The organism is Streptomyces sp. NPDC058373 (genome assembly GCF_042723275.1).
In the GTDB taxonomy this organism is placed as follows: Bacteria; Actinomycetota; Actinomycetes; order Streptomycetales; family Streptomycetaceae; genus Streptomyces.
Window position 1 is genome coordinate 156,298 of sequence record NZ_JBHXJE010000001.1, and the last position, 16,809, is coordinate 173,106.

Consider the following 16,809-nt stretch of genomic DNA (forward strand, 5'->3'; position numbering starts at 1 on the left):
CGCCCGCGTACTGCTCAGCCCAGCGCCTGCTGGAGGTCGGCGAGCAGGTCGTCGGCGTTCTCGATGCCGACGGAGAGGCGCACCAGGTCGGAGGGGACCTCCAGCTGGGAGCCGGCCACCGAGGCGTGCGTCATCCGGCCCGGGTGCTCGATCAGCGACTCGACGCCGCCGAGCGACTCACCGAGGATGAAGACCTTGGTCCGGTCGCAGACCGCGACCGCCTCCTCCTCGCCGCCTGCGACCTGGAAGGAGACCATGCCGCCGAAGGACCGCATCTGCTTGGCGGCGACCTCGTGGCCGGGGTGCTCGGCGAGACCCGGGTAGAGGACCTTGGTGACCTTCGGGTGGCGGCTGAGCATCTCCACGATCCGCTCGGCGTTGGCCGAGTGGCGGTCCATGCGCACCGCCAGGGTCTTGATGCCGCGCAGCACCAGCCAGGAGTCGAACGGCCCGGCCACCGCGCCCATCGCGTTCTGGTGGTAGACCAGTTCGTCGGCCAGCTCCTGGTCGTCTACGACCAGGGCGCCGCCGACCACGTCGGAGTGGCCGCCCATGTACTTGGTGGTGGAGTGCACGACGACGTCCGCGCCGAGCGCCAGCGGCTGCTGGAGGTAGGGCGAGGCGAAGGTGTTGTCGACCACCAGGCGCACCCCGGCGGCGCGCGCCACCCCGGCCAGCGCGGCGATGTCGCTGACGCCGAGCAGCGGGTTGGAGGGGGTCTCCACCCAGATCGCCTTGGTGCGGTCGGTCAGGGCGTCCCGCACGGCGGCCGGGTCGGAGGTGTCGGCCACGGTGTAGTCGACGCCCCAGCGGGTGACGACCTTGGAGATCAGCCGGAAGGTGCCGCCGTAGGCGTCGTCGGGGATGACGAGGTGGTCCCCGGGGGACAGCAGCGTCCGCAGCAGGCAGTCCTCGGCCGCCAGCCCCGAGGCGAAGGCGAGGCCGCGCCTGCCGCCTTCGAGCGCCGCGAGGTTCTCCTCCAGCGCCGTACGGGTCGGGTTGCCGCTGCGGCTGTACTCGTAACCGCCGCGCAGCCCGCCCACGCCGTCCTGCTTGTACGTGGAGACCTGGTAGATGGCGGGGACGACGGCCCCGGTCGTCGGGTCGGGGGTGTTGCCCGCGTGGATCGCCACGGTCTCGAAACCGTGCGCGCCGCGCCCGTCGTTGCGGGGTGCGCGCTCCGCGTCGCTGTGCCTGTCGCTCATGCGCCCCGAGCCTAGTACCTCGGCGGGGATGTCAGGCCGCGCGCCGCCCCGCCATCGCGTCCCGTCCCGTCCCGCCTGCGGATGGAGACCACTCCGTTACGGAGGGGGTTCGCCAACTGTCGGCGCCGTCTGGTTCGCTTGGAGCCATGGAGATTCTCTGGGCCCTGATGGCAGTGGTCATGATCGGAGCGGTCCTCGGACCGGTCATCCTGCGGCGCCGCCGCGGGATACGGCAGGTGCTGCCCGGCACCCCCGAGGCCGCCGACCCCGCCCAGTACGGCTTCCGGCCGCAGGAAACCCTCGACATCCGCCTGCCCGGCCCCGACGAGGACCTCCTCGACGTCCTGGACGTCGTCCAGCGCACCCAGGACTGGCGGGCCGCCTCCCAGTTGCTGGCCGGTACCGACAAGCACGGCGAGCTGCGCTGGCAGCGCGTGCAGGCGTTCGCCGGAGCGGCCTCGCTGGAGCTCCAGCAGCGGCCCGGCGAGGGCGGCCGCTGGCTGCGTGACTGGCGGGCCCGGGATCCGAAGGACGCGGGCGGTGCGGCGGTGCACGCCGAGTTCCTGGTCCAGCAGGCGTGGCGCTCCTCGGCGGCCGGCAGCGACGACTTCCGGATCATCCTCGAAGAGGCGAAGTCCGCCGTGGCGCAGGCCGCGCTGCTCGCCCCGGGCGACCCGGTGCCGTACATCAGCGAGCTGGCCGTGGCCCGCGGGCTCGGGTACACCCCGCAGGAGTTCGACCAGCTCTGGCTGAAGATCCTGGACCGCGCCCCGGCCCACATGGGCGCCCACCTGGTGGCGCTGCCGTACTGGTCGGAGAAGTGGCACGGCTCGCGGAAGCAGTCGATGGAGTTCGCCGAGGCCGCCGCCGCCCGCGCACCCCGCGGCTCGCTCCTCCCGGCGCTCCCCCTCTTCTCCCTGTACGAGCACCTGCCCGAAATCAACCTGGTCCGCAACTTCTTCCAGAGCCAGGTCTTCACCCGCGCCCTGGAAGGCGCCCAGTTCGCAGCCCAGTCGGCCCGCCAGGACGACCCGGTCCTCCCGCACGTCCGCCACCTGCTGGTCTTCTTCCTGGTCACCTCGGAGCGGTGGGGTGAGGCGATGCGTCAGCTCGTCCGCGTGGACGGGCACGTGGGGGCGCTGCCCTGGACCATGTCGGCCGATCCCGCCGCGGAGTTCGCGGTGTACCGCGCGCTGGCGGTCGGGGGCTACGAGGCCAACGGGGGGAGCCCGGCCACCCTCCGGGGGTGACTGGGACGCAGCTTGCGCCCGGCTGTTCGTGTGCGGCTCGTTTCGGCGGGGCCGGTCGCTGATGGGCTCGGCCGCCGGCCGGGTTGGGGTTCTGTGCGGCCCGTCTCGACCGTGACGGTCACAGATGGCCTCAAACGCCGGCCGAGCTGAAGTGGTAGGCGGCTCACCCCGACCTGACGGAGGGTGGCGTACGCCCGGCGCGTGGAGGCGGCGGCCGGATCGCTGGACGAGACGGTGTGGTCCCCGCGCTGGGAGGCGGAAGTGTCGCTGCGCGCGATCTTGCTCCACCTGATCCATGAGTACGCCCGCCACAACGGCCACGCCGACCTCCTGCGCGAGGGGGTCGACGGGGCCGTCGGGGTCTGAGGGGCGGGCACGCGGGCGGGTCGGCGCGGACCGGTCAGAGGGTGGCGGTGTCGATGACGAAGCGGTAGCGCACGTCACTGGCGACGACCCGCTCGTACGCCTCGTTGATCTGGTCGGCGCGGATCACCTCGATCTCCGCGCCGAGGCCGTGCTCGGCGCAGAAGTCCAGCATCTCCTGGGTCTCGGGGATGCCGCCGATGTTGGAGCCGGCCAGCGTCTTGCGGCCGCCGATCAGCGAGAAGAGGTTGAGCGAGACCGGCTCCTCGGGGGCGCCGACGTTGACGAGGGCGCCGTTCGGGCGGAGCAGCGTGAGGTAGCCGCCGAGGTCGAGGGGGGCGGAGACGGTGGAGACGATCAGGTCGAAAGTGCCGGCCAGTTCGTCGAAGACCGTGCCGTCGGCGGTGGCGTAGTAGTGGTCGGCGCCGAGCTTGAGACCGTCCTCGCGCTTGCGCAGGGACTGGCTGAGCACGGTCACCTCGGCGCCGAGGGCGTGGGCGATCTTGACGCCCATGTGCCCGAGCCCGCCGAGGCCGACGACGGCGACCTTCTTGCCGGGCCCGGCCTGCCAGTGGCGCAGCGGCGAGTACATGGTGATGCCCGCGCAGAGCAGCGGGGCCGCGACGTCCAGCGGCAGGCTGTCGGGGATGCGGACGGCGAAGTTCTCGTCGACGACGACGTGGGTGGCGTAGCCGCCGTAGGTCGGCTCACCGTCCCGGCCTATCGCGTTGTAGGTGCCGGTGGAGCCGCCCGCGCAGTTCTGCTCCTGCCCGGCGAGGCAGAACTCGCAGGTGCGGCAGGAGTCGACCATGCAGCCGACGCCGACGCGGTCGCCGACGGAGAAGCGGGTCACGGCCTCGCCCACGGCGGCGACCGTACCGGCTATCTCGTGGCCGGGGACCATCGGGAAGATGCCCTCGGCCCAGCCGTCGCGGGCCTGGTGGATGTCGCTGTGGCAGATGCCGGAGTAGGCGATGTCGATGAGCACGTCGTGCGGCCCGGGGGTGCGCCGCTCGATGGTCGTGCGCTCCAGGGGCGCGCCGGGCGCGGGGGCCGCGTAGGCGGGAACCGTCTGGGTCATGGGGGTGGGCCTCCTGGTCGTGCGGTGGTCGGCCTTCCGACCCTACGGCGTGGACCGGTGTAGAGGCCAACGGCTCCGGGACGGGCCCCCGCGCCCCGGAGCCGCGCTGGTCAGGAGGGGTCCGCCCGGTTTTGACGACGATGACCAGCGCGATGCCGAGCGCGAGCCCGGAGGCGACGACGAGTGCCGCCTTTCTGCGGCGCCGCAGTTCGCGCCGGAGGTGGGTGAGGAACATGCCGTGGCCGTAGGAACGCTCTGTGGTGAACGGTTAAGGCGTGCGTGAGAGCGGCATGAGAAGGCGGCGGTACGGGGGCGGGCGCACGCCGAGGGCCCCGCGTCCGGGGTGGACGCGGGGCCTTCGGGACGTTCAGAACCGGTTCGGGACCGGCCGGGGATCAGGTCAGACGGCGGAGCCGGCCTTCCACTGCGCCCAGTCCATGTTCCAGCCGTTGAGGCCGTTGTCGGGGGCGACGGTCTTGTCGCCGGTGTTCCGGACGTCGACCACGTCGCCGACCATGGAGTTGTTGTAGAACCAGGCGCCCGGGGTGGAGGCGTCGTTGGCGCCCTTGGCGTCGGCGAGACCGACACAGCCGTGGCTGGTGTTGGCGTTGCCGAAGATGGACTTGTCGCCCCAGTAGTTGCCGTGGATGAAGGTGCCCGAGGTGGAGAGGCGCATGGCGTGCGGCACGTCCTTGATGTCGTACTCGCCCTTGCCGTCGTCGTCGGTGAAGCCGACGGTCGCGCCGTTCATCCGGGTCTCCTTGAACTTCTCGGAGATCACCATCCGGCCTTCGTAGGTCTTGTTGTCGGGCGACCCGGCCGAGATCGGGATGGTCTTGACCGTCTTGCCGTCCCGGGTGATCTTCATCGTCTTGGTCTTGGCGTCGACGATGCTGACCTGGTTGCGGGCGATCTTGAAGGTGACCGTCTTCTGCTGGACGCCGTAGACGCCGTCCGCGCCTTCGACACCGTCGAGGTCGAGCTTCAGGGTGACGGTGGAGTTGCCCGCCCAGTAGTCCTCGGGGCGGAAGTCGAGCCGCTTCTCGTTGAACCAGTGGCCGACGACCTCCTGGCCGCTGCTGCTGGAGACCTTGATGCCGTTCTGCACGGCGGCCTTGTTGGTGATGCCCTTGTCGAAGTTGATCGAGACGGGCATGCCGACGCCGACCGTGGAACCGTCCTCCGGCGTGAAGTTGCCGATGAAGCTGTTGTCCGGCGAGACGGTGGTGAAGGAGGCGTTCTCGTGCGCCTTGCGCCCGTCGGTGTCCTCCGCCTCGGCGGCGATCTTGTAGACGGTGGCGCGCTGGAGCTGGCCCTCGGGCTTCCAGGAGGTCTTGTCGGCGGAGAAGGTGCCCGGCACGTCGGTGCCGTCCGCGGACTGCATGCTGACGTCGGTCAGCTTGCCCTTGGTGACGGCGACCTCGGCGTCGTTGTTGATGCTGGCGTTGTCCGCGCCGTCCTTGGGCGTGATCTTTATTCGAGCCGCCGAGGTCTTCTGAGCGGCTGCCTCGTCGACCTCCGCCTGCGACTTCTCGCGGCTCTCCGACGCGCCCCCGCCGCTCCCGCCGTCGCCGCCACTGCACGCCGAGAGCACGAGCACTCCGCCGAGCAGTGCGGACGCGGCCGACAGAGCCCTGCGCCGCTTGCTGTCCGTCATCACACGCTTCTCCATCGTTGCCTGATCCCCGGATGTTCCCGGCCGCACGGGCCCGGTGCTGGCGCGGTCCGGACCTGCGCCTCCGAGGACGCCTGTCCCCACTACAGGTTTACAACACCCGCCCGGTTCGTCCGGTTCCACTTCGCTCGCCGATGTGGGCTACACCACTTCCGCCCGCCAGGGGCCGTTCTAGCAGCTCACGCCACCGGCCACCAGGGGCGGTCGGATTCGGCCACCTCTGACGCGGTGGTCTCCTGCCCAATCCGCCCGAACTCATACGAACCGCTGTGCTCCACCGTCGCACACTCGTGCCGCCGGGCCGTACCCCGTCTCGTTCCGCGCCCCTCCGCTTTCCCCCGCCCCCAGGGGTCACTACGATCGCCCCACACGGCCAATTCGCCAGCGCCACAAGGGGGATCGATACCGTGTCGTCCACCGCACGACGATCACTTCTCACCGCCACCACCGCCGCCACCCTGCTGGGGGCGTTGTGGTTCGTGCCGTCCGCCAACGCCTCCGGCACGGCGACCGGCACCGGCCCGCAGGAACAGCAGACCACCGCCCCCGGCACCCCCGCCGCCGAACCGGCCGGCGAGGAGCTCCTGCTCGCCGACTCCGGCAGCGTGGACACCACCCCGTACCTGGTCGGCGGAACCACGTTCCTGCTGGTCGGCGCGGGCTTCGTGGCCTACTCGGCCCGCCGCGGCCCGTGGGCCGCCGAGGACGCGGGACTGACCTGATCTCCCCGCCGCGGGGACCGTCACGTGCTATGCACCACACCGGCTCCCCGCGGCCCAGCGAAACCCTCGACAACCCGCCCCGGCCGACATCCGGCCCCACCCCGGCCGAGCCGTTCCTCACACCTTTTTACGAGCGCCCCCGTCCGTCCCGCCCCTCCCGGACGGCGGCGCCCGCACCCCTCCCCACCCCGCCGTCACCCGGCGGGGCCAGTCGTCATGCCAGCGGGCCGGTGTGCGGCTCCGCGGCCGCGACCGGGCTGCCGGACCGAACGAACTCGGTGGTCAGCGCCAGCTCCGGCGCCAGCACCCGATCCGGGCCCGGCCCCTCGACACCGGCCGCGCGCAGTGCCGCGATGACGGCGGCGGAGGCCGGGGCGGGGGTGAGACCGGCCCGCAGCTCGATGGCCCGGGTCGCCGCGTACAGCTCGACGGCGAGCACCCGCGCCAGCCCGTCCACGGCGGTCCGCAGCTTGCGCGCGGCCGCCCAGCCCATGGAGACGTGGTCCTCCTGCATCGCGGAGGACGGGATGGAGTCGGCCGACGCCGGTACGGCGAGCCGCTTCAACTCGCTGACCAGGGCCGCCTGCGTGTACTGGGCGATCATGAGCCCCGAGTCGACACCCGGGTCGTCGGCGAGGAACGGCGGCAGCCCGTGCGACCGGTTCTTGTCGAGGAGCCGGTCGGTGCGGCGCTCGGCGATCGAGGCGAGGTCGGCGACAGCGATGGCGATGAAGTCCAGCACGTAGGCGACCGGCGCACCGTGGAAGTTGCCGTTGGACTCCACGCGCCCGTCGATGACCATCGGGTTGTCGACGGCGGCCGCCAGCTCGCGCTCCGCCACCAGCCGGGCGTGCGCCAGCGTGTCCCGGCCCGCCCCCGCGACCTGGGGCGCACACCGCACCGAGTACGCGTCCTGGACGCGCGGGGCGTCGTCCTGGTGCCCGCCGACCAGCCCGGATCCGGCCAGCACAGCGGCCATGTTGGCGGCGCTGGCGGCCTGGCCCGGGTGCGGCCGCACCGCGTGCAGCTCGGGGGCGAGCACCCGGTCGGTGCCGAGCAACGCCTCCAGGGTGAGGGCGGCGGTGATGTCGGCCGTGGTGTAGAGCCGGTCGAGGTCGGCGAGGGCCATGACCAGCATGCCGAGCATGCCGTCGGTGCCGTTGAGCAACGCCAGCCCCTCCTTCTCGCGCAGCTCGACCGGGGTGATGCCGTGCTCGGCCAGGAGTTCGGCGGCGGGCCGCACGGTGCCGTCGGGGCCCTCCGCGTCGCCCTCGCCCATCAGGGCCAGCGCGCAGTGACTGAGCGGCGCCAGGTCGCCGGAGCAGCCCAGCGACCCGTACTCGTGGACGACAGGGGTGATTCCCGCGTTCAGCACGTCGGCGACGGTCTGCGCGACCTCGGGGCGTACGCCGGTGTAACCGGAGCAGAGCGTCTTCAGCCGCAGGAACATCAGCGCCCGCACCACCTCGCGCTCCACCCGCGGCCCCATGCCCGCCGCGTGCGACCGCACGATGTTGCGCTGGAGCTGGCTGCGCAGCTCCGGGCCGATGTGCCGGGTGGCGAGCGCGCCGAACCCGGTGGAGACCCCGTAGACCGGGTCGGGCTTGGCGGCCAGCGCGTCGACCGCCTCCCTGGCGTGGGCGAGCGCGGCCAGGGCTTCCGGGGAGAGTGCGACGCGGGCACCGCCACGGGCCACCGCGACGACGTCGGCCGCGCTGGTCCCGGAGGTTCCCACCACCACAGTGTGCATATCCATATTCAGGAGCGTACGCAGTGAATCCCGCGCTGTCACGGGTGGTGGGCGGGGGAGCCCGTTACCGCTTTCACCTGCCGCGGGCCACGCAGGTCCCGGCCCGGTGCGGCGGCGAGGGGCGGCCGCGGCCTGGTCACCCGGCCCCGCCCGCGTTCCCGTTCCCGTCGCGGCGCCCCCGGATACGCCGCCGCTCCCCGCCCTCCGGCGGCGGCGCGTCCGCCAGCTTCAGCACCGCGTCCGCGCCGGTCTCCGGCTCGGCCTCGCGGCCTGCGACGATCGGGCCCCGCGCGCGTACCGCTTTCGCCCGGTACTGGGCGGCGTCCGCCAGCCGGAAGAGGCGGCGCGCCGAACGGACCTCGCCGATCGGGTCGCCGGTGGAGGCGACGCCGCAGGCCACTCCCTCCCCCGTGGCCAGCCCGTACGCCCGCTCGCACAGCTCCTCGGCCACCGCGACCACCTCGTCCGCCTCGGGGCCCACGCTGACCAGGCAGAACTCGTCGCCGCCCAGCCGGGCCGCCAGCGTCCCCGGCAGCATCGCCCCGCAGAGCGAGAGGACCGAGCCGAACCGCTCCAGGAGCCGGTCGCCGACCGCGTGCCCGTGGGTGTCGTTGACCCGCTTCAGCCCGTTCACGTCGCAGACCACCAGCGACACCACCGCCCCCTCCTCCCGGTGCGACTCCACCGCCTCGTCGAGCCGCGCGTCGACCGCCCGCCGGTTGGCCAGCCCCGTCAACGCGTCCGTGGACGCCAGCCGCCGCGCCTCCTCCAGCCGCTCGCACTGCACGATCCCCGCGGCCACGACCGCCGCCAGCACCGTCGCGAAGTCCGCGTCGGTCCGGTCGAAGACCTCCGCGCCCGCCTCCCGCGCCACGTACAGCTCCCCCCAGGCATGGCCGTGCAGCACGATCGGCGCCACCACGCAGCAGCCCCGGCCCCGGCGGCGCAGGGCGGCGACCCGCTGGTGGCAGTAGCCGGGCCGCCCCTCGGCCCGGCCGTCGGCCGTCTCCACCCAGGCGTCCGGCTCGCCGCCGCCCGCCCAGCGCTCGTGCAGGAACTCCGTGATCTCCGGGAACTGGTGCACCGGATACGTCTCCGTCTCCGGGTACTCCTCCTCACCCGGGGCCAGCCGCCCGGCGTTGACCAGCACCCGCAGCCGGCCCTGCTCCCGCTCCCACACCGAGAGTGCGGCGAAGCCCGCCCCGAGCGCACGGCAGGCGCCCGAGGCGGCCGCCCGCCACACCTCGCGCGGGGACTGCGCCGCCGCCATCGCCTGGGCCAGGGCCACCACGGCCCGCAGCCGGAGATCGTCTCCCATCGCTCCAGGCTAAGAATGTTTTCGGCCAGGTGGGACTTTTTGCTGGGCTGAGCCGGGGCTTCCCTCCGGGGGGCGGGGGGCTCGACCGTGCCGGTCTTGCTTGGGCTCTTGGGGTGGCTGGGCTGTTCTGCTGCGGCGCCGCTCGACCGGGGCGGTCACCGATGGCCTCAAGCGCCGGCCGGGCTGGGGGTTGGCTGCGCCGCCGCTCGACCGTGCCGGTCACTGATGGCCTCAAGCGCCGGCCGGGCTGGGGTTTGGGTGCGGTTCGGCTTGACCGTGCCGGTCACTGATTGGCCTCAAGCGCCGGCCGGGCTTGGGGTTCGCGGTTCGTCCGGCGGGTGGCGCGGGCGTGGCCGTCACCTGGTCGGACGGTGGGGATCGTCTGGCCGGTAGGGGCTTATGGGGTCGGGTGGGGGTCAGGTGGTGGCTGGTGGTTGTCGGGGGTCACTCGCCGGGCCAGTTGGGGGTGCGCTTCTCGTTGAAGGCGGCGACGCCTTCCGCGCGGTCGCCGGAGAAGGCGGTGGCGCGCCAGGCGGCGTCCTCGATCTCCAGACCGGCCCGCAGGTCGAGGCCCTGGCCCAGGCGGAGGGCGCGCTTGGCGTTGCGGAGGCCTACCGGGGAGTGGGCGGCCATGGCCGTCGCCAGCTCCAGGGCCTCCGTCCGGTCCTGGCCCTCCTCGGCGAGCCGGTCGACCAGGCCCAGGGCGAGGGCCTCCGCCCCGGCCACCCGGCGGGCACTGAAGACCATTTCGGCCGCGCGGGCGGCGCCCACCCGGCGCGGCAGGAGCTGCGTGCCGCCGCCGCCGGGGATCACGCCCACGGAGACCTCGGGGAGGCCGACGACCGCCGTCGGGTCGGCGACGATCAGGTCGCAGGCCAGCGCCAACTCGTAGCCGCCGCCGAGGGCATAACCATGTACGGCGGCGATGGTCGGCATCGGAAGCTCCAGCACCGCCGTGTAGGCCGCCCGCGCGGTCGGGCGCTGGCGGACCAGTTCGGCGTCCGTCAAGCGGTTGCGCTCCTTCAGATCGGCGCCCACGCAGAAGGCCTTCGGGTGCGTGGAGGTCAGTACGGTGACCCGCACCTCCTGACTGCGCGCCAAGTCGTCACAGACGGCTGCCAGTTGTTTCGCCAGGTCGGTGGAGACGGCGTTCATCGCCTCGGGGCGGTCGAGGGCCAGTTCTGCCACGTGGCCGTGGTGGGTGACCGTGAGGTGCTCTGCGGTTTGCGGCATGGCCTGCTCCTGGCTGAGGTTAACGATCGTTACCCCATCCTAGCCAGGCCGCCTGCGCGGCACCCGCGCCTACGGCCCCCACCTCGGCCGACGTCAGCCCCGGCCGGGCTGGGTCTTGGTTGAGCGCCGCTTGGCCGTGCGGGTCACTGATTGGCCTCAACCGCCCGCCGGGCTGGGGTTCGCGGTCCCTCCGGTACATGGGTGGGGTGGGGTCGTGCCACCCAGCGAACAAACCGCGAACCCCAAGCCCGGCCGGCGATTGAGGCCGACAGGAACCGGCACCGTCGAGCCGGGCAGGACGGCAAGAGACAACCCAGCCGACGCTGAGGGAAGGAGAAGAAGTCGGGCCGACCGCCCCGAGGTCAGGCTCGGCGGGTGAGCAACCAGGGCTCAACCGCCCCCAACCCCCGCACCGGCCGCTGATGCATGGGCTGCAGCGCGAACCGATACCCCCCAGGCTCCCCCGCGGCAGCGGCCTCCGCCTCGGAGGCCGGCGCCTCCCCGGTCCGCACCAGCTCCGAGGCGAACGCACTGTCCACCAGGATCGCGTTCTTCGGCGCTATGGAGGTGAGCCGCGAGGCGAGATTCACGGTGGTCCCGAAGACATCCCCCATCCGAGTGGTGATGGTCCCGAACGTCATCCCCACCCGCAGCTCCGGCATGCTCCCGTCATTGGCCATGGTCTCGATCAGCCGCAAGGCGATCTCCGCCGCCGTCCCCGCGTCGTCCGCTGCGAAGAGCACCTCGTCCCCGAGGGTCTTGACCAGCCGTCCCCCACGCGCGGCGACCAGGTCGGCCGCGGTGGTCTCGAAGGCCTCGACGAGCTCCCCGAGCTCCTCCTCCTCCATCCGCCGGGTGAGCCGGGTGAACCCGACGAGGTCGGCGAAGGCGACCGCGAACCGCCGGTCGACCATCTCCTCGTCGTCCGCCACCTGGATGACCCGCCCGGTGGAGGCGGCCAGCTGCCGCCTCCAGACGTAGACGAGGAACTCCTCCAGCTCGGGCAGGAGCAGCTCGATCAGCGGATACGTGACCTCGGTACGGGTCATCCCGGGCTCAGGCGGCTCGGTGAGCCCCTCCAGGAAGGAGTCGATCTGCCATTCGGCCAGCCGTGCCGTGGTCTGCCCGGTGGACCGGGCCACCTGGACGGCCATGGCCTCGCTCAGCAGCCCCGCCTCGACCAGACCGGCCAGGCGGCGCAGCGCGAGTACGTCCGCCTCGGTGAGCGCCTTGGCCTGGCCGATGTCGGCGAAGCCCATGGCGCGCCAGAAGCGGGAGGCCAGCTCCATGGAGACGCCGGCGGCCCGGGCGGCCTGGAAGGGTGTGTAACGGCGCTCGGCGCCGAGGATGAGCCCTTCGATCCGCAACGCCAGCGGGTCCTGCCGCGGCTCGGTGTGCCCGGCGTCGTCCTGCTGGTCGACGGCGCGCTCGGGCCGGTCGGGAAGGTCGGGCAGACCGCGCTTCGGGGCGCCGGCGACGGGCCCGCGCCGCCCGGCGTGCGCGGAGTCGTCGGAGGACGGGCTGCCGGACGCCCCGGCCCCGTCACCGGTGTCCCGGCCGTGGGGACCGCGCGGCGTCCCGGTACCGGAACCCGTGTCGTCGACGGTCACTGCCAGCTGCCCTTCCGATCTGCGGCGGTCGCCTGTGGACCGAGCTCAACGATACGGCAGGTGTGCCGTGGCTCACTCCCGGCGGGAGCCCTCCGAGGGACCGTCCGGGCGCAGGTGGACGATGTCCCCGGCGCCCACGGGGCGCTGCACGCCGTCCTCGGTGGCGAGGACGAGCCGCCCGTCCCCGTCGAGGGCCACGGCCTCCCCGGTGAGCGCCTCCCCGCCCGGCAGCTCGGCCCGTACGGCGCGGCCGAGGGTGACGCACCCGGCGGCGTACGCCTCCTGGACGCCGGAGGCGGCGGCGTCGCCGTCGGCCTCCTGCCAGCGGCCGTACCACTCCTCCAGGGAGCGCAGCACCGCGCGGAGCAGCGGGTCCCGGTCGGTGACGGCGGCCTGGGCGAGGCCGAGCGAACCGGCGGTGGGGACGGGCAGCTCGTCGACGCGGAGGCTGACGTTGATGCCGACGCCGACGACGATGCCGCCCGCCGCGGTCTCCGCGAGGATGCCGCCCGCCTTTCGCTCCTCGGAGCCGACGGTGACCATGAGGTCGTTGGGCCACTTGAGTCCGGTGTCGACCCCCGCGACACGGGAGACGGCCGAGGCGGCGGCGACGCCGGTGAGCAGCGGCAGCCAGCCCCACCGGTCGGCGGGCGCCGTCGGCCGCAGCAGGACCGAGAAGAAGATCCCGGACCGCGCCGGAGCCGACCAGCGCCGGTCGAGGCGGCCGCGTCCCGCGAGCTGCTCCTCCGCGACGAGGACCGCGCCCTCGGGCAGGGAGTCGGCCCGGCCGGCGAGGTCGGCGTTGGTGGAACCGGTCTCCTGGACCACGTCGAGGGAGGTCCACAGCCCGCCGGGCCGGACCAGCGCGCGGCGCAGCGCGGACTCGTTGAGCGGAGGCCTGCTGAGGTCGGACCAGGGAGCGGGGCCGCTGCGGCCTCCGGGACGGTCGGTCGGTGTCATGGTTCCCAGCCTGCCCCTCCCGGCCCCTTCCTGGCCAACGCCCGCGCGCCGCCGCCCCCGGGCAGCGGGCCCGCCCGGTACGCCGCCACCCGTGTCACCGCGACCGCGGGACGGGTCCGGGACCCCCACCGGCGAGGCTGAACCGTCAGTCTTCGCCCGCGCTGGACAGAGCATCGGTGATCAGGCGGGTGGCGGAGTCGGGGGCGTCGGTGATGTGGTTGATGTGCTCCGCCACGAGGAAGGCGGTGACCTCCAGGGGAGTCATCTCCTCCTTGGTCCAGCTTCCGTACTGCTGGCGCCGCAGGCTGGGGCTCGGCCCGGCGGCCGAGGCGATGACGAGGCCGGCCATGGTGGGTACCGCCTCGGGGCGGACGCTGTTGGGCATCGTGCGCATCAGCGCCACCAGGTTCGGCACGACGTGGTCGACCGGTTGCCGCTGTTCGGGACCGGCCTCGGCCCTGCCGTCGTGCACGGCCTTCAGGCGGGAGTCGATCAGCACGAGTGCGGCGCCAACATCGCCGACGGGAGCGTGCTGAGGGGCGTAGGGCGAGGAGGGCAGAGGATTCCCCTCGGTGACCGACACGGCGTGCCGCCGGGTGGCAGGCGCTACCGGTGAGCCCTGCGTCTCCCCCGGAATGCCCCTCTTCACTCCCTACGCAAGCGCACACGCGTGTGGCAAACACCGCACTGACGAAGCGGAGCGGCGCCGATACGCTACGGCACAGTAGCTCAGCGGCCTTGCGCCGTTCCGGTCTCCGGCGGCCGCCCTCACGGCGCCGGGTGCCGACCGTCCACCCCTCGTGACCAGGCAGGGAGCCGCATCCCGATGTCCGCGCCGGAAAACGCCACCACACCGCCCAACCCCGAGCTGCACACCACCGCGGGCAAGCTCGCGGATCTGCAGCGTCGGATCGAGGAGGCCACGCACGCCGGTTCCGCGCGTGCGGTCGAGAAGCAGCACGCCAAGGGCAAACTGACGGCGCGTGAGCGAATCGACCTCCTCATCGACGAGGGTTCCTTCGTGGAGCTGGACGAGTTCGCCCGGCACCGCTCCACCAGCTTCGGCCTGGAGGCGAACCGCCCGTACGGCGACGGTGTCGTGACCGGTTACGGCATGGTCGACGGCCGGCCCGTGGCGGTGTTCTCGCAGGACTTCACCGTCTTCGGCGGGGCGCTCGGCGAGGTCTTCGGCCAGAAGATCATCAAGGTGATGGACTTCGCGCTGAAGAACGGCTGCCCGGTCATCGGCATCAACGACTCGGGCGGCGCGCGCATCCAGGAGGGGGTGAGCGCCCTCGGCATGTACGGCGAGATCTTCCGCCGCAACACCCACGCCTCCGGCGTGATCCCGCAGATCTCCCTGGTGGTGGGTCCGGCGGCGGGCGGCGCGGTGTACTCCCCCGCGATCACCGACTTCACGGTGATGGTCGACCAGACCTCGCACATGTTCATCACCGGCCCGGACGTCATCAAGACGGTCACCGGCGAGGACGTCGGCTTCGAGGAGCTGGGCGGCGCGCGGACGCACAACGCCACCTCGGGCGTCGCGCACCACATGGCGGGTGACGAGAAGGACGCCATCGAGTACGTCAAGTCGCTGCTGTCCTACCTGCCCTCGAACAACCTCAGCGAGGCCCCGGTCTTCCCCGAGGAGGCGGACCTGGAGGTCGGCGACGAGGACCGCGAGCTGGACGTGATCATCCCGGACAGCGCGAACCAGCCGTACGACATGCAGCGCGTCATCGAGCACGTGCTGGACGACGGGGAGTTCCTGGAGACGCAGGCCCTGTTCGCGCCGAACATCGTCACCGGCTTCGGACGCGTCGAGGGCCACCCGGTCGGCATCGTCGCCAACCAGCCGATGCAGTTCGCCGGCTGCCTGGACATCGACGCGAGCGAGAAGGCGGCCCGCTTCGTGCGGACCTGCGACGCCTTCAACGTGCCGGTCCTGACCTTCGTCGACGTGCCGGGCTTCCTGCCGGGCGTCGACCAGGAGCACACCGGCATCATCCGCCGCGGCGCCAAGCTGATCTACGCGTACGCCGAGGCGACCGTCCCGCTGATCACCGTGATCACCCGGAAGGCGTTCGGCGGGGCGTACGACGTGATGGGCTCCAAGCACCTGGGCGCCGACCTCAACCTGGCCTGGCCGACAGCGCAGATCGCCGTGATGGGCGCGCAGGGCGCGGTCAACATCCTGCACCGCCGCACGCTGGCGCAGACTCCCGACGACGAGCTGGAGGCGGTGCGCACGCGCCTCATCCAGGAGTACGAGGAGGCGCTGCTCAACCCCTACACGGCGGCCGAGCGCGGCTACATCGACGCGGTGATCATGCCGTCGGCCACGCGCGGCCACATCGTGCGCGGGCTGCGGCAACTGCGCACCAAGCGGGAGAGTCTGCCGCCGAAGAAGCACGGCAACATCCCGCTCTGACGGATTCGGCACTGCCTGGAGGCCCGAGATGATGATCAAGGTCGTACGGGGCAACCCGACGCCGGAGGAACTGGCCGCCGCCCTCGCCGTGGTCCGGGCACGGGCCGCCTCCGTGACCGGTTCCGAGGAGGGACCGGGCGCGCCCGAGGGCTGGTCCGACCCGGCGCGCATCGCCCGGACCCGGATGCCCGCGCCGGGCCCGCGTTCGTGGGCGCGGACGTTCTGGCCGTCGTAGCTCCCGCCGTACCGCGCGGGTGCGGTTCCGGGGTTCCCGGTGGCCGGGGAGGCGCTTGAGTATCCGTACTCAAGCACCTCCGGCGTGCGGAGCGGAGGATCGGATTCATGCTGTGGTCCGATTCCGTGGAACGTGAGGAAGAGGTGCCCCGCGCCGCGCGCGAGGCCCACGCCATGCTGCGGCGTGCGTGGGTGCTGCTGGCGGTGGCGGCAGTGATCGTGATGTGTGTGCTGGGGCTGCGCTGACGCGGGGCGGCGGTCTCCCGGAGCGGGTGCGGCGGCCGGTCCCTGGGGTGCCGGGCGGGCGGTTAGGGTCGGGGGATGAGCAATCGTCGTGTGGTGCTGGCATCGGCCTCCCCTGCCCGTCTCGGTCTGCTGCGGCAGGCGGGGCTGGCGCCCGAGGTGATCGTCAGCGGGGTGGACGAGGACGCGCTGACCGCCGATTCCCCCGGCGCGCTGGCGCTGGTCCTCGCCGAGGCCAAGGCCGACGCGGTGGCGGCCCGGCCCGAGGCGTCGGGCTCGGTGCTGATCGGCTGCGACTCGGTACTGGATCTGGACGGGGTGGCGCTCGGCAAGCCCGCCGACGCCGAGGACGCCACGGCCCGCTGGAAGGCGATGCGCGGCCGGGACGGTGTGCTGCGCACCGGCCACTGCGTGATCGACACGGCCTCCGGACGCCGGGCCTCCGCCACCGCCTCCACCACCGTTCGCTTCGGCGAACCCTCGGACGAGGAGATCGCCGCCTACGTGGCGAGCGGCGAGCCCCTCTACGTCGCCGGGGCGTTCACCCTGGACGGCAGGTCGGCGCCGTTCATCGACGGCATCGACGGCGACCCGGGCAACGTCATCGGCCTCTCGCTGCCCCTGCTGCGCCGCCTCCTCGGCGAACTCGACCTGGCGATCACCGACTTCTGGGAGTAGCCCGCGGGGTGCGCCTGCGGCCGCCTCGTCGAACCACTCCCGCAGCGGCCGCT

15 protein-coding genes and 1 pseudogene are annotated in these 16,809 nt (G+C 72.8%); 7 read left to right on the plus strand and 9 right to left on the minus strand.

The genetic code is table 11. From position 1 onward, the window contains the following. Positions 1 to 14: 14 nt before the first annotated feature. Positions 15 to 1,205: a cystathionine gamma-synthase gene (locus ACFWMZ_RS00740; protein ID WP_383179495.1), complete on the minus strand. Its 1,191-nt coding sequence runs from the start codon at positions 1,203 to 1,205 to the stop codon at positions 15 to 17. A gap of 146 nt (positions 1,206 to 1,351) precedes the next feature. On the opposite strand from ACFWMZ_RS00740, the gene ACFWMZ_RS00745 reads away from it, so the two are divergent. Both ACFWMZ_RS00745 and ACFWMZ_RS00750 read left to right on the plus strand, forming a co-directional pair. After that, the gene (locus tag ACFWMZ_RS00745) at positions 1,352 to 2,455 is read left to right on the plus strand and encodes a hypothetical protein (protein ID WP_383198966.1); all 1,104 of its coding nucleotides are present in this window, start codon (positions 1,352 to 1,354) and stop codon (positions 2,453 to 2,455) included. 183 nt (positions 2,456 to 2,638) lie between these two features. Continuing rightward, positions 2,639 to 2,821: pseudogene (locus ACFWMZ_RS00750) on the plus strand (DUF664 domain-containing protein); the annotation flags it as partial. 34 nt (positions 2,822 to 2,855) lie between these two features. Here the strand turns inward: ACFWMZ_RS00750 and ACFWMZ_RS00755 are convergent. Then, positions 2,856 to 3,899 carry an NAD(P)-dependent alcohol dehydrogenase gene (locus tag ACFWMZ_RS00755; protein WP_383198968.1) on the minus strand — a complete coding sequence of 348 codons (1,044 nt, stop codon included), beginning with the start codon at positions 3,897 to 3,899 and terminating at the stop codon, positions 2,856 to 2,858. Positions 3,900 to 4,299: 400 nt separating this feature from the next. Further along, entirely contained in the window at positions 4,300 to 5,556 is a 1,257-nt protein-coding gene (locus ACFWMZ_RS00760) for an Ig-like domain-containing protein (RefSeq protein WP_383179486.1), read from the minus strand. Positions 5,557 to 5,981: 425 nt separating this feature from the next. Between ACFWMZ_RS00760 and ACFWMZ_RS00765 the strand changes: the two genes are divergently transcribed. Then, positions 5,982 to 6,296 (plus strand): hypothetical protein, encoded by a 315-nt coding sequence (locus ACFWMZ_RS00765; RefSeq protein ID WP_383179484.1) that lies wholly within the window; start codon positions 5,982 to 5,984, stop codon positions 6,294 to 6,296. A 214-nt stretch (positions 6,297 to 6,510) separates the two neighbouring features. Here the strand turns inward: ACFWMZ_RS00765 and hutH are convergent, their stop codons facing one another. The 6 genes from hutH to ACFWMZ_RS00795 all read right to left on the minus strand — a co-directional run bounded on the left by hutH (position 6,511) and on the right by ACFWMZ_RS00795 (position 13,666). Continuing rightward, positions 6,511 to 8,052, minus strand: a complete 1,542-nt coding sequence (hutH, locus tag ACFWMZ_RS00770; protein ID WP_383179481.1) for a histidine ammonia-lyase — start codon at positions 8,050 to 8,052, stop codon at positions 6,511 to 6,513. Positions 8,053 to 8,182: 130 nt separating this feature from the next. Then, a complete protein-coding gene (locus tag ACFWMZ_RS00775) occupies positions 8,183 to 9,364 on the minus strand; it encodes a diguanylate cyclase domain-containing protein (protein WP_383198970.1) in 1,182 nt (393 codons plus the stop codon). A 444-nt stretch (positions 9,365 to 9,808) separates the two neighbouring features. Next, positions 9,809 to 10,597: an enoyl-CoA hydratase/isomerase family protein gene (locus tag ACFWMZ_RS00780; protein ID WP_383179475.1), complete on the minus strand. Its 789-nt coding sequence runs from the start codon at positions 10,595 to 10,597 to the stop codon at positions 9,809 to 9,811. 362 nt (positions 10,598 to 10,959) lie between these two features. Next, positions 10,960 to 12,207 (minus strand): adenylate/guanylate cyclase domain-containing protein, encoded by a 1,248-nt coding sequence (locus tag ACFWMZ_RS00785; protein WP_383198972.1) that lies wholly within the window; start codon positions 12,205 to 12,207, stop codon positions 10,960 to 10,962. Between the two features lie 72 nt (positions 12,208 to 12,279). Then, positions 12,280 to 13,167, minus strand: coding sequence for a biotin--[acetyl-CoA-carboxylase] ligase (locus tag ACFWMZ_RS00790; protein WP_383179469.1), 888 nt, complete (start codon positions 13,165 to 13,167; stop codon positions 12,280 to 12,282). Positions 13,168 to 13,312: 145 nt separating this feature from the next. Further along, positions 13,313 to 13,666 carry a hypothetical protein gene (locus ACFWMZ_RS00795; protein ID WP_383198974.1) on the minus strand — a complete coding sequence of 118 codons (354 nt, stop codon included), beginning with the start codon at positions 13,664 to 13,666 and terminating at the stop codon, positions 13,313 to 13,315. Between the two features lie 327 nt (positions 13,667 to 13,993). Between ACFWMZ_RS00795 and ACFWMZ_RS00800 the strand changes: the two genes are divergently transcribed. The 4 genes from ACFWMZ_RS00800 (at position 13,994) to ACFWMZ_RS00815 (ending at position 16,756) form a co-directional block, all read left to right on the plus strand. Continuing rightward, positions 13,994 to 15,601, plus strand: coding sequence for an acyl-CoA carboxylase subunit beta (locus tag ACFWMZ_RS00800; RefSeq protein WP_383179464.1), 1,608 nt, complete (start codon positions 13,994 to 13,996; stop codon positions 15,599 to 15,601). A gap of 31 nt (positions 15,602 to 15,632) precedes the next feature. After that, a complete protein-coding gene (locus ACFWMZ_RS00805; RefSeq protein ID WP_383179548.1) occupies positions 15,633 to 15,836 on the plus strand; it encodes an acyl-CoA carboxylase subunit epsilon in 204 nt (67 codons plus the stop codon). Positions 15,837 to 15,943: 107 nt separating this feature from the next. Beyond that, positions 15,944 to 16,081, plus strand: a complete 138-nt coding sequence (mmpB, locus tag ACFWMZ_RS00810; protein ID WP_383179461.1) for a morphogenic membrane protein MmpB — start codon at positions 15,944 to 15,946, stop codon at positions 16,079 to 16,081. 75 nt (positions 16,082 to 16,156) lie between these two features. Then, the gene (locus ACFWMZ_RS00815) at positions 16,157 to 16,756 is read left to right on the plus strand and encodes a Maf family protein (RefSeq protein ID WP_383198976.1); all 600 of its coding nucleotides are present in this window, start codon (positions 16,157 to 16,159) and stop codon (positions 16,754 to 16,756) included. The last annotated feature ends 53 nt before the right edge of the window (positions 16,757 to 16,809 follow it).